Annotated in this window: 13 protein-coding genes; all 13 read right to left on the bottom strand. The window is 65.4% G+C overall.

Features of this window, described 5'->3' with window-relative positions; all coding sequences use genetic code 11:
• Positions 1–11: 11 nt before the first annotated feature.
• Positions 12–866 (bottom strand): urease accessory protein UreD, encoded by an 855-nt coding sequence (locus J2S73_RS11135; protein WP_306885605.1) that lies wholly within the window; start codon positions 864–866, stop codon positions 12–14.
• A complete protein-coding gene (gene ureG / locus J2S73_RS11130; protein ID WP_306885604.1) occupies positions 863–1,519 on the bottom strand; it encodes an urease accessory protein UreG in 657 nt (218 codons plus the stop codon). Before ureG ends, J2S73_RS11135 begins: the two co-directional genes overlap by 4 nt.
• 16 nt (positions 1,520–1,535) lie before the next feature.
• Positions 1,536–3,248: an urease subunit alpha gene (gene ureC, locus J2S73_RS11125; protein WP_306885603.1), complete on the bottom strand. Its 1,713-nt coding sequence runs from the start codon at positions 3,246–3,248 to the stop codon at positions 1,536–1,538.
• 10 nt (positions 3,249–3,258) lie between these two features.
• Positions 3,259–3,948 (bottom strand): urease subunit gamma, encoded by a 690-nt coding sequence (locus J2S73_RS11120; RefSeq protein WP_306885602.1) that lies wholly within the window; start codon positions 3,946–3,948, stop codon positions 3,259–3,261.
• Positions 3,949–3,966: 18 nt separating this feature from the next.
• A complete protein-coding gene (locus J2S73_RS21645; protein ID WP_370874437.1) occupies positions 3,967–4,551 on the bottom strand; it encodes an urease accessory protein UreF in 585 nt (194 codons plus the stop codon).
• A gap of 80 nt (positions 4,552–4,631) precedes the next feature.
• Positions 4,632–5,177, bottom strand: coding sequence for an urease accessory protein UreE (gene ureE / locus J2S73_RS11110; RefSeq protein ID WP_306885599.1), 546 nt, complete (start codon positions 5,175–5,177; stop codon positions 4,632–4,634).
• Positions 5,178–5,254: 77 nt separating this feature from the next.
• Complete coding sequence (locus J2S73_RS11105) at positions 5,255–6,292, bottom strand: aliphatic amidase (RefSeq protein WP_306885597.1); 1,038 nt, start codon at positions 6,290–6,292, stop codon at positions 5,255–5,257.
• Positions 6,293–6,482: 190 nt separating this feature from the next.
• Positions 6,483–7,178, bottom strand: a complete 696-nt coding sequence (gene urtE / locus J2S73_RS11100) for an urea ABC transporter ATP-binding subunit UrtE (protein WP_306885596.1) — start codon at positions 7,176–7,178, stop codon at positions 6,483–6,485.
• Positions 7,178–7,930, bottom strand: a complete 753-nt coding sequence (gene urtD, locus J2S73_RS11095; protein WP_306885595.1) for an urea ABC transporter ATP-binding protein UrtD — start codon at positions 7,928–7,930, stop codon at positions 7,178–7,180. Before urtD ends, urtE begins: the two co-directional genes overlap by 1 nt.
• Before the next feature lie 9 nt (positions 7,931–7,939).
• Complete coding sequence (gene urtC, locus J2S73_RS11090; protein WP_306885594.1) at positions 7,940–9,097, bottom strand: urea ABC transporter permease subunit UrtC; 1,158 nt, start codon at positions 9,095–9,097, stop codon at positions 7,940–7,942.
• 4 nt (positions 9,098–9,101) lie between these two features.
• Complete coding sequence (urtB, locus tag J2S73_RS11085; protein WP_306885593.1) at positions 9,102–9,995, bottom strand: urea ABC transporter permease subunit UrtB; 894 nt, start codon at positions 9,993–9,995, stop codon at positions 9,102–9,104.
• A gap of 116 nt (positions 9,996–10,111) precedes the next feature.
• The gene (locus J2S73_RS11080) at positions 10,112–11,365 is read right to left on the bottom strand and encodes a transporter substrate-binding domain-containing protein (RefSeq protein ID WP_306885592.1); all 1,254 of its coding nucleotides are present in this window, start codon (positions 11,363–11,365) and stop codon (positions 10,112–10,114) included.
• A gap of 278 nt (positions 11,366–11,643) precedes the next feature.
• Positions 11,644–12,303 (bottom strand): ANTAR domain-containing response regulator, encoded by a 660-nt coding sequence (locus J2S73_RS11075; protein WP_306885591.1) that lies wholly within the window; start codon positions 12,301–12,303, stop codon positions 11,644–11,646.
• Positions 12,304–12,324: the final 21 nt, after the last annotated feature.

Raw genomic sequence — 12,324 nt, 5'->3', positions numbered from 1 at the left:
GCGGCGCCGGCCTATTTGCGCCGGCGCGCGGGTTCGCCGCCGTAGATCAGCCGGAAGGCGGCTGCGAAGGACGCGTCAAGCGCGGCGGTCAATTCCCGGCCGGAGCCGGCCGCGATCCGCACAGTCAGGCCGCAGTCGAACGGGAGCCGGCTGACGGCAAGGCGGGCGCCGTCGATCGGTCCGAGCCCCGCCTCCACCGCCAGCGGGTCGGCGGCGGCCGCCTGCGGCCCGACGATGAGCACGCCGCCGGCCGCGATCGTTCCGCCCAGTCGCCGCGCAACCGACAGCCCGTCCACGTCCACGACCATGCGGTCGATGGCCTCAGGCACGCCGTCCGGCGTCTCGATGCGGATCTCGTTGTCGAGCCGCGCGAACGGCTGGCCCTCGCCGTCTGGATCGTGGGCAAGAAAGGCCTCCGACACGACGGCCGCCGCATCCGGCGCGCGCCGGACCGTGAGCGTGGTCAGAAGATCCGCCCCAGGCAACAGGATCAGCGGGTCCGGCATGTGGAAGACGACCGACCCGGCCTCGGCTTCGATCCGGGTGTCGGCAACTGTCGCCGTGCCCCGCGCATGATGCACGATCGTCGACGCCTGGGTGGTGACGCAGACCTCCGCGCCTGGCTCCGCGCGCACCCGCGCCAGAAGCCGCTCGCCACGATAGTAGCCCCCGGACGCCGACTGCAGGTACAGCGTCGCCAGACCCGGCGCGACCGCCGTATCGAAATGGAATGGCCGCGTGATGTGGAAGGGATAGCGCACCCGTTGCTCGCCGAGCCGGGTGCGGCCGCGCTGTCGCCGAAAGGTGAGGTCGAGCGCGCGCGAAGCCTCTTGTGTCGCGAACCGGTGCGGCGGCGCGGCCGTCATCGGTCGAACAGGACCGCGCGGCCGAGTTCGTCGGCGAGCGATGTCATCCCTTCGCCGCTGCGAGCGTTGGCCAGCAGCACCGGACGCCCCTCGCGCACGGCGACCGCCTCCTCGTGCATCGCCGCGAGATCGACACCGACATTGGGCGCCAGGTCGATCTTGTTGATGATCAGGAGATCGGCCTGGATGACGCCGGGTCCCCGCTTGCGCGGAATGTCATCTCCACCGGCAACATCGATCACGAACGCCCACCAGTCCACCAGATCGAGCGAGAAGGTGGAGGCGAGGTTGTCGCCGCCGCTCTCGATCAGGATCAACTCCGTCCCGGGAAACCGCATCTCCAGATCGTCAGCGGCCGCGATGTTCAAGGTCGGGTCTTCCCGGATCACGGTGTGCGGGCAGGCTCCCGCCTCCACTGCCGAGACACGGGCGGGATCGATGAAGCCGCCGCAACGGATGCGCTGGGCGTCCTCGTCGGTTACGAGGTCGTTGGTGATGACGCAGAGATCGGTGCCGCGCCCTGTCAGGACCGGAATCAGGGCCTCCAGGATTGCGGTCTTGCCGGATCCGACCGGCCCGCCGATACCCACTCGCGCGGCGCCGCCCACGCCGGCCGGAACCTCGAGCACATCGATGGAATGCGATCCGTGCATGGCAATATCCTCGCGGTCAGCGCAGCATGTAGAGCTGGGTGAGCGGCAGCCGTTCGGCCGGCTCGCAGGTGGCCAGTTCGCCGTCGACGAAGACGTCGAAAGTCTGCGGATCGACGCGTATCTCCGGCACCGCGTCGTTGCGGAACATGTCGGCCTTGGTGAGCGTCCGTGTGCCCCGCGCCGGCAGCAGGCGCTTCTTCAGGTCGAGTGTGTCGGCGATGCCCGCCTCGATCGCGCTGGGATGGACGAAACAGGCCGAGAGCGCCTGCTTGGCCCGTCCGAAAGCCCCCCATTGCGGGCGCATCTGGAGCGGTTCACAGGTCATCAGCGAGGCGGCGGAATCGCCCATCGCGCCCCAGGCGATGAAGCCGCTCTTGATCACCAGTTCCGGCTTGATGCCGAAGAAGCCCGGCCGCCAGACGACCACGTCGGCCATCTTGCCGTCCTCCAGCGATCCGACATGATCGGCGATCCCGAACGTGCGGGCGGCATTGATCGTGTACTTGGCGATGAAGCGCTTGATCCGCTCGTTGTCGCCGCGCGCCGTCTTCTCCTCCGGCAGGCGGCCGCGCTGGTCCTTCATCTTCGACGCGAGCTGCCAGGTCCGGCAGATCACCTCGTGGATGCGGCCCATGCCCTGGCTGTCGGAGCCCAGCATGGAGATCGCGCCGAGATCGTGCAGCACGTCCTCCGCCGCGATCGACTGCGCCCGGATGCGGCTTTCTGCAAACGCGACATCCTCGGGGATCGACGGGCTCAGGTGATGGCACACCATCGTCATATCGAGGTGTTCGTCGAAGGTGTTCACCGTGAACGGGTTGGTGGGATTGGTCGACGACGGCAGGCAGTTGGCGACGCCGGCCACGCGTATGATGTCCGGCGCGTGGCCGCCGCCCGCACCCTCGGTGTGGTACATGTGGATGGTGCGGCCGCCGATCGCCGCGAGCGTATCCTCGACGAAACCGGACTCGTTCAGCGTGTCGGTGTGGAGCTGGACCTGGAAATCGAGGTCGTCGGCGACCCGAAGGCAGGTGTCGATCACCGCCGGCATCGCACCCCAGTCCTCGTGGATCTTCAGGCCGAGGCAACCGGCGGCGAGTTGCTCGGGAAGCGACTCCGGCTTGTGGGTGTTGCCCCGCCCGAGAAAGCCGAAATTGATCGGCCAGGCCTCGGCCGCCTGCAGCATCTTACCGACATTGAACGGCCCGCCGCAGTCGATGCCGACGGTGATCGGCCCGAGCGAGCCGCCGATCATCGTGGTCACGCCTGCGGCGATCGCATGTTCGCACAACTGGGCGGAATCGAAATGGACGTGCACGTCGATCCCGCCGGGCGTCGCGATCATGCCCTCGCAGTCGCGCACGGTGGTTGCCGTCGAGACGATCAAGCGCGGATCCACCCCGTCCATGACCGCCGGATTGCCGGCCTTGCCGATGCCGACGATGTTGCCGTCCTTGATGCCGAGATCGCCCTTCACGATGCCGAGTACGGGGTCGATGACGAGGACGTTCACCAGCAGCATGTCCAGCGCGCCGTCCGCGCTCGTGGCACCCGCCACGAGGCCCATCCCGTCGCGCAGCGTCTTGCCGCCGCCGTGCAGGCATTCATCGCCGTAAGCGGCGTAGTCCCTCTCCACCTCGGCAAGGAGACTGGTGTCGCCGAGCCGGACCACATCGCCCGTGGTCGGGCCGTACATTGCGGCATAGTCGGCGCGTGAAATCGTTGCCATGGCCCTGCTCCTATGCGCCCCTGAACCCGCGGTCGCGCGCCCGCTGCAGGGCGGCAGCCTTATCCTCGTCCGTCGTCGGTCCGTCGTTCAGGGCGTTGAGGCCCGAGATCTCCTGCTGCCCGCCGAACGGCACCAGCGACACCTCTTTCGACTGGCCGGGCTCGAAGCGGACCGCCGTGCCGGCGGGAATGTCGAGCCGGCACCGGTAGGAAGCCGCGCGATCGAAATCGAGCGCCTTGTTGGTGTCGAAGAAGTGGTAGTGGCTGCCGACCTGGATCGGCCGGTCGCCCGTGTTGACCACCTGGAGAACGACGCGGTCGCGGCCCGGATTGAGCTCGATCTCGCCGGCGCCAGCCAGGATCTCGCCCGGCGGGTCGAGGCCCTCCGGCGGCTCACCCAGCCGGATCGGGTCGTGCACCGTGACGAGCTTGGTGCCGTCTGGAAAAACACCCTCCACCTGCAGCATCGGCAACAGATCGGCGACCCCCGGCATCACGTCGTCGTAGGTCAGGATCCGGCTGCCCCAGGAGATCAGGTCGGCGACGGACCGCCCTTCCCGTGCGCCTTCGAGGATCTCGTCGGTCAGGATCGCGACGGTCTCGGGATAGTTGAGCTTCAGCCCCTTCGCCCGCCGCTTCCGGGCAAGCTCGGCGGCGGTGAAGATCGTCAGCCGTTCCAGTTCGGTCGGTGTAAGAAGCACCCTGATTCTCCCTGAACGTCAGGACGCGAAAAGCCGCCCACGGTGACGGGCATGGCCGATGGCGGCGATATCGGACAATGGCGTGAAGCTGGCCGGGGCAGCATCGCCGACCGGTTCGTCGGCAATCGCCTCGAGGTCGGCAAGGGCGTCGGCGATGACCCGCTGGGCGTCTATCGCACCGATCCGGCCGAGCCGGAGTGCGGCCTGAGCCATGCCCATGACGAGGCCGTAGCCTGCGACCCGAACCGCTTCGCCTTCGCCAAGCCCCAACCCGCCGAACACCAGACCCTGGACGACGGGCAGATGTCCGAAGGCGCGCTGCACCCGGATCCGCCGCTGATAAGAGACGGCGCCAGCCGTTCCCAGGCGCACGTGGGCGGCAAGCAGAGCCGCCCCGTTTCTAAGGGATGCAGTGCGATGGGGTTCGATCGGAGATGCGGCGTGAAACGCACGATCGACGGCGGCGAGCGCGTCCTCGTCGTCGGCAAGCTCGAGAGCCCGGACCAGCGCGACCCGGTCCGCGGTCAGGAACCGCAATCGGAGCTGTTCGCGTATGAAGCCGAGGACGGCGTCTGCGCCCGCAGCGCGATCTTCCGCAAGCATCGGCTCCAGGCCCTGCGAGAACGCAAACGCGCCGCTCGGAAAGGCGCTGTCGGCAAGACGGATCGCGGTCAGGAGCGCGGTCATGCCGTCTCCTCCGACGGATGAGAGTGTCCCGCCTGCCCGTCATGGTGATGATGAGCGTGACCATGGGACGCCGGCTCCGCTCCGGCCACGTTCACGGCCGGATTCCCAACCCGGATCCGCTCCTGGGACACGAACGGCTTGAGCCGCGCGAGATAGGTATCGACCGGGCCCTCCAGGCCGACGAAAAGCGTCGAGCCCGAGAACCGCACCCGCCAGTGCAGGTTGCCTGCGTGATATCCGAGCTCAACGGCACTTGCCGCATCGATCGGCTCCAGCGGCAGCCACTCGATCTCGTCGACACGCACGACGATTGCCCGGTCGTCATCGCAGACCAGCACCGCCCCATCTTGGAGCCGCTGGGTTCGCGGCAAAGCGATCGCAATGTCGGTCCCCTTGTCGGTGACGACCCGGAGCTTGCGACGTGCGACATCGCCTTCCGGAAGCCGGACGGTCTCCACCGCATCCCGATGGGCGAGATCGTGCAGACGGCCAGCGAAAGCTTCGCCGGTTGCACTGCCCAGGATCGTCTCGATGCGCAACATGACACGGGTCTCCGGACCAAAGGGGCGGATACGGAAAGGGCCTGCCGGCCCGCTGGACAACGGGCCGGCAGGACAGATCAGCGGTGCGAGGTGGCTTCGTTCGGAATGCCTTCGATCGGGCATTCTTCGGTGCCGACGGTCGTGCGGGTCATGCCCTCGACCATCTCCCGCGTGCCGTCGGGATCGGTGACCCAGTTCTTGTAGAACTCGAACGGACAGATCGCGTGGCCGCGGATGTCGTCGCCGGAGTTGATCGTGCCGGTGTAGCCCCGGTGCAGAAGCTTGAAGAGATGGTTCTGCGACTGCATGTTTTTGCGGGCGTCGCGCAGCAGTGACAGCGACAGCTGGGCATACTGGATGCCCATGTCCTCCTCACCGCACTCGCCGAGGGTGCGGCCGTCGAAGCCGACGATCGCCGAATGGCCGAAATAGGAATAGACGCCGTCGAAACCGGCGGCGTTGGCCACCGCCACATAGGTGTTGTTCGCCCAGGCCATCGCCTTGGCCATCACCACCTGCTGTTCCTTTGCCGGGTACATGTAGCCCTGACAGCGGACGATCAGCTCGGCGCCGCGCATGGCACAGTCGCGCCAGATCTCCGGATAGTTGCCGTCGTCGCAGATGATCAGGCTGATCTTCATGCCCTTCGGACCTTCAGACACGAAGGTGCATTCGCCCGGATACCATCCCTCGATCGGCACCCAGGGCATGATCTTGCGGTACTTCTGTACGATCTCGCCCTGATCGTTCATCAGGATGAGAGTGTTGTAGGGGGCCTTGTTCGGGTGTTCCTCGTGGCGCTCGCCCGTGAGCGAGAACACACCCCAGACCTTTGCCTTACGGCAAGCTTCCGCGAAGATTTCGGTTTCGTCGCCGGGGATGCTCGACGCCGTTTCGTACATTTCCTTCTGGTCGTACATGATCCCGTGGGTCGAATATTCCGGGAAGATCACGAGATCCATGCCCGGCAGGCCCTGCTTCATGCCGACCAGCATGTCGGCAATGTTCTGCGCGTTGGCCAGAACCTCGGCCTTGGTGTGAAGCCGCGGCATCTTGTAGTTCACGACGGCCACGCCGACCGTGTCGTGGCTGCTGGAGATGTCACCGTGCAACATGTCGGTTTCCCTCTTTGATTTCGGTGTCGTCGATCCTCCCCGCGGCGACGCTGGCGCGGGACATCCGTCCCGGTTCGAGGGGCCCACGCTCTGGCGCACACTCGATCCCGGCATCCAGGACAGCGGGCGATCCGGCTTCATCGCCGGGCCGCCGTCCCCATCGCCCACCCGACCGGGCAGGCGTTTCGCCTCACACGGCCATGTGCTTCTGCACGAGGTCGTCGGTGAGTTCCGCGGTCGGCCCCGCCTCCGCCACACGGCCCTTCTCGATCAGGACGAAGCCCTGGGCGGCCTGGCGGGCGAAACCGACATTCTGTTCGACGAGGACCACCGTCAGCCCGACTTCCTTGTTCAGGCGGACAATAATCGCTTCGATTTCTTCGACGATGTTCGGCTGGATTCCTTCTGTCGGCTCGTCGAGCAGCAGAACCCGGGGATCGGCGGCCAGCGCCCGGGCGATCGCAAGCTGCTGCTGCTGACCGCCGGAGAGCACGCCGCCCGGCCGGTTCAGATTGTCCGCGAGATAGGGAAACAGCTCCATCGCGAGCTCCGGCACCGCGCGCTTACCGTCCTTTCGCGCGAAGCAGCCCATCAGGATGTTCTGGCGGATGGTGAAGTCCGGGATGATCTCCCTGCCCTGCGGCACATAGGCAATGCCGCTGCGCGCCCTCTGATGGGTCTGCATCTCCGAGATCGACGCCCCGTCGACCTCGATCGCCCCGGTATGGGACGAGGTTAGCCCCATGATGGTCTTCAGCAGTGTGGTCTTGCCGACGCCGTTGCGGCCGAGCACCGCCAGGATCTCGCCCGACTTCGCCTCCAGTCCGACCTGGTGGAGCACGTGGCTGGAGCCGTAAAAGCTGTCGACGTCCCTGAGCGCCAGCATCAGTGAATGCCCCCGGATCCGAGATAGGCCTCGCGCACGGCCTCGTTGGTCTCGATGTCCTCGATGCGCCCCTCCGCCAGCACCTTGCCGAGATGCATGACGGTGATCCGCTCGGCGATCTGACGGACGAAGGCCATGTCGTGTTCCACGACGACCAGCGTGTGCCGTCCCTTCAGCCTGTTGATGATCTGCGACGTCTTCAGGGTTTCCGCCTGGGTCATGCCGGCAGTCGGTTCGTCGAGCAGCAGGATCTGCGGCTCCTGGATCAACAGCATGCCGAGCTCGAGCCATTGCGTCTGACCATGGGAGAGCGCGCCGGCGGTCTCATTGGCGACGTCGACGAGGCCCATCTCATCGAGGATCGACTCCACCCGCTCCCGCTGGGAGGAGGAGAAGCGAAGACCCAGATTGGCGAGCACGCCCGGTCTCTTGATGCTGGACACTTCGAGATTCTGCCGGACGGTCAGTTCGCGAAACACGCTGGGGATCTGGAATTTGCGGCCGATACCGGCGCGCGCGATCCGGTGCTCTTCGGCATTGGTGATCTCCGTATCGCCCACGAAGACACGCCCGCCGGTGCTCTTGGTCTTGCCGCTGATCAGGTCCATCAGCGTCGTCTTGCCGGCGCCGTTGGCACCGAGAAGCACGCGCAGTTCGCCATCCTCGACGACCATCGAGACGCCGTCGACCGCTTTGAAGCCGGAGAAATCGACTTCCAGCGCGTCGATGGTCAGGGCTGACTTGTTCGCCATTGCCCCCTCCTATTCCGCGGCCTGATTGCGGGTTTGGCCGACGGCCGACGCCGGACTTCCCTCGCCGCGATTAAGCCTGCCGACGACCCAGGCGCTGGCGTCCTGGGCGAAGCCGGCAAGGCCGCGCGGCAGGAACAGCACGACGAGGACAAAGATCAGGCCGATGATCGCCTTCCATGCCTCGACGAACATCTCCGTCTCGCTGATGGAGGCCTCGATCGTGTTGATGAGGATCGCGCCGATGCAGGCGCCGAGCAGCGAGTTGCGGCCGCCGACCGCCGCCCACACCACCATGGTGATGGAGAAGGTGAGGTCCATGAAGGTCGGCGAGGCGAACTCGGCGACGATCACGTAAAGCATGCCGGCGAGACCGGCGATGCCGGCGGAGACCGCGAAGAAGAAGGTCTGGTATTTCGGCACGTCGAAGCCGAGATAGCGGGCCCTGTTGGAATCGTCGCGGATCGCCTGAAGCACGAGGCCGGCCCGGGTCGCGACCAGAAGCCGAGCCCCGATCAGCACGGCAATGAGGATGCCGGCGATCAGGTAGTAGGTGGCCAGCAGATAGGGATCGAACTCGAAGCCCCCGATCGTCAGCCAGGCCAGGTCCGTCAGTCCGTTGAAGCCGTTGGTGATCGGCTGCAGATCGATGACCAGAAGCCGGACCAGCAGCACGGTCGCCAGTGTGATGATGGCGACGAACACGCCGGAGATCCGCTGGCGGAAGATGACCGTGCCGATGGTGAAGGCCAGCAGCACGGGAAGCGCGATCCCCATGAAGGCGCCGAAGCCGACCCACTGGAACGGCATCCAGAGCCAGGAGCCGCCGGTGATGCAGCACAGGTCCGTCGGCGCACCCGGTTCCGCATTCCACAGCATGAAGTCCGGAACCGGAGTGTCCGACCCCTGGGCCAGACTGGTCGGGCTCGCGAGCTTCAGCGACATGGCCAGCATGTAGGCGCCGGCACCGAAGAACAGCCCCTGCCCAAGGTTGAGGATGCCGGAGTAACCCCACGACATGGCAATGGCGATGCCGAGCATGCCGTAGACGAGATACTTGGCGAAGCGGTTCAGCCAGAAGATGTCGGCGAAGGCCGGCAGGATCAGGATCACCGCAATGAACGTCGCGTAGGCGAGAATCTCAAGGCGGCGCTGAAGGGTCTCGGACATGATCTCAGCGCCCCTTGAAGGAAAACAGGCCGGCCGGCTTCAGGATCAGGATCAGAATGACCGTGGCGAAGACGACGGCGCGCGCGAGAATGTCGTTGGTGACGGACGCGAACACGCCGTTGATCTCGCCCAGGAGCCCTGCGGCGGCCACGGTGCCGAGCAGGCTGCCGACGCCGCCCACGACCACCACAAGGAAGCCGTCCACGACCATCGGGGTCCCCATATCGGGAAAGACGGTCTTGAAGCCCGACATCATCACGCCGGCGACCCCGGCAAGTCCCGAGCCGTAGGCGAACGTCATGGCGTTCACGCGCTTGACGTCGATACCGCACGCTGCCGCCATCTGCGGATTGCGGATGATGGCGCGGACCTGTGTGCCGATCGGCGTGCGGTAGAGGATCCACCACGTCAGAACCGTCAGCACGATCGTCACGAAGATGATGAAGGTCCGGTACGCGTTCACTTCTTCGCCGAAGATGGCGACGGTGCCGGACAGGATCTCCGGAACGCTTACGTTCTGGAGCCCCGGGCCGAGGCCCGGAATCTGGATGCCGAAGAAGGTCAGGCCCAGCTCGAGGCGTACGGCCTGCTGGATCAGGATCGCCACGCCCCAGGTGGCCAGAAGCGTATCGAGCAGACGTCCGTAGAGCCTGCGCACGACCACCGCCTCGATCAGCCAACCCAGAAGCGCGGTTGCGACAAAAGCCAGAGGCATCGCGACGAAGATGTTGGCCCCGAGATAGATGCCTGCGAGCACCGCCGTGTAGGCGCCGATCATGACCAGTTCGCCATGAGCCATGTTGATGACCCCCATCGCCCCGTAGGTGATGGATAGGCCAAGCGCGATCAGCAGCAGGATCGAGCCCAGACTCAGCCCGATAAACAGAATATCGACCATGATCGTCCTTCTTGCGTGGCGGAGAGGCCCGCCCGGCGCCGCGGCGCCGGACGATCACACGCAGTGCAGCAATCCCGGCGCGCTACGACGCGCCGAAAAGTGGGCACTCAGACGCGCTACTGGTTGAGCTTGCTCGTATCGAGGCCCTGGGCCGTACAGAACAGATTGTCCTGGGTCTCGCCGTAGGCCACGTAGGGCAGCGGGAAGACCGGGTGATCGTAGGCTTCCACGATCTCGCCCTGTCCGTCCGCCTTCCATTGGGCAATACGCGGCGTCATGGCGGTGTGCAGGTTTGCCGCCTCCACCGTGACCTTGCCGTCGGGCGCATCGAACGACTGGCCGCCGACGTTGGCGACGATCGCCTCCGGGGTCGCCTCTCCGGCCTTCTCCACCGCCTGCTTCCACAGGAAGACCTGGAAGTAGGACGAGGCCATCGCGTGATGGGTCACGGCCTTCGGATCGTTGACGAATTTCCTGTAGCGCTCGACGAAGGCATGGTTGGCTGGCGTATCGATCGCCTGGAAATAGGGGAACGACGTGTAGCTGCCGGCTGCGTATTCGGCGCCCATGGCTGCGATCTCGACCTCCGACGTCACCGTCGCGCAGATCGGCAGGTCCGCCTGGCTGATACCCTGGTTCTTGTACTCGCGGTAGAAGGCGACAACGGAATCACCGACGACGTTCGACAGCACCACATCGCAGCCCGACGACTTGATCTTGTTGACCATCGCCCCCCATTCGGAGTGGCCGAGTTCCAGATACTCGTCGGCGATCCACTCCCCGCCGTTCTGCTCGATGAGGATTTTGGACACCTTCGCCATCTCGCGCGGATAGATGTAGTTCGAGCCGACGATGAAGAACTTCTTCTTGCCGAGCGTGTTGATGATCCAGGGGATGAAATTCGAGAGCTGCTGGTTCGGAACGGCGCCCGTGTAGACCACGTTCTTGGAGCACTCGAACCCTTCGTAGTAGGTCGGATAGAAGAGCAGGTTCCGGCGCTTTTCGAACACGGGCAGCACCGCCTTGCGGCTGGCGGACGTGTAGCAGCCGAATACGGTCGGCACCCGATCGCGGATGATCAGCTTCGACGCCTTCTCGTTGAAGGTCTTGGGATCGGACGCCCCGTCCTCCACGAGCGGCTTGATCTGCTTCCCGAGCACGCCGCCGGCCGAGTTGATCTCGTCGATCGCCATCAGCGTGGCATCGGACAAGGACTTCTCGATGATCGACAAGCCCCCGGTTTGAGAGAAGAGAACGCCGACCTCGATTTCATCGGCGGCCATTGCGGCACGATGGAAAATGCCCGGGGTCGCGAGCGCACCGGCGGCGAGCGCGCTGCTCTTCAAGAACGAACGGCGATTAAACGACATCAGCAAGTCCCCTCTGCGTGTCAAAAGTCCGAGCTCCGGCGTGGGTCCGCCGCTTCCCCACGGCGATCCGGATGGCGACCGAAGTCGCGGACCAAAAATCAGTTGTCACAGGCGAACCGACATCCTTGTCGGCACTCGCTACGCGGCGGAAACAAAAAAGCCCCGCGAAGACCTGTCAGGTCTTCCGGGGCCACTGTGCCGCGCGGGCCGACATCCTTGTCGGCGCCTCAATGGGCGGAGGAACGCACGGCTGTGCAATTCCTCCGCATGCTCACAGTTTAAGCATCGTCCTCCGCGGGACGCAAGCGGGTTTTCGATCGAGCGGGCTTGTCCAGCCCATTCACACCGCCGAGCACGTCGTTCGCATTGATGATCGCAGCCGCCAGATCCTCCATCGCCATCCGCTTGGCCATGGCCTGCTTGCGGAGCATGCCGTAAGCCTCGTCTTCGGTGATGCCCTGGCTGTTCATCAGGATCGACTTGGCCTTCTGGACCTGCTGCATGCCGGAGAGCCTGCGCTCCAGCTTGCGGGCGCGCTTTTCAGCCTCCATGCGCTGCAGCCAGAGGCTTCGCGCCACGGTGAGGTTCGACAAGAGACCGAACGGCCGGATCGGACGCTCCACGATGGCCAGCGCTCCGCTTTCCAGCACGATCTGGAGCGTGCTTGGATCCTCGTAACCGACGATGGCGATGATGGTCGGCTGGATCTGCCCGCCGCGGTGCTTCGTCAGTTTCCGGATCTGATCCCGTGCCTCGTACTCGATCGCCAGCACGGCGACGTCCGCCGTCGGCGAAAAATCGTCCGGAACGGGCCATTGAGTTTCGGTCAGACACCCGATCCGGTGAAACTGTTCGACAAGGCCCTGCCCCTCCGCGTCAGGCGGATGAATGACCTGCACCCGCAGGCCGCGCAGATCGCGGAGTACCTCGATCGCCACCTCGCCTCCCCCTCGGCTTCC

Origin of the sequence: Amorphus orientalis (genome assembly GCF_030814015.1) — a bacterium.
GTDB classification, from domain to species: Bacteria; Pseudomonadota; Alphaproteobacteria; order Rhizobiales; family Amorphaceae; genus Amorphus; species Amorphus orientalis.
The sequence above is the reverse complement of the archived record's forward strand: the minus strand, read 5'-3'. Positions and strand labels throughout refer to the sequence as shown.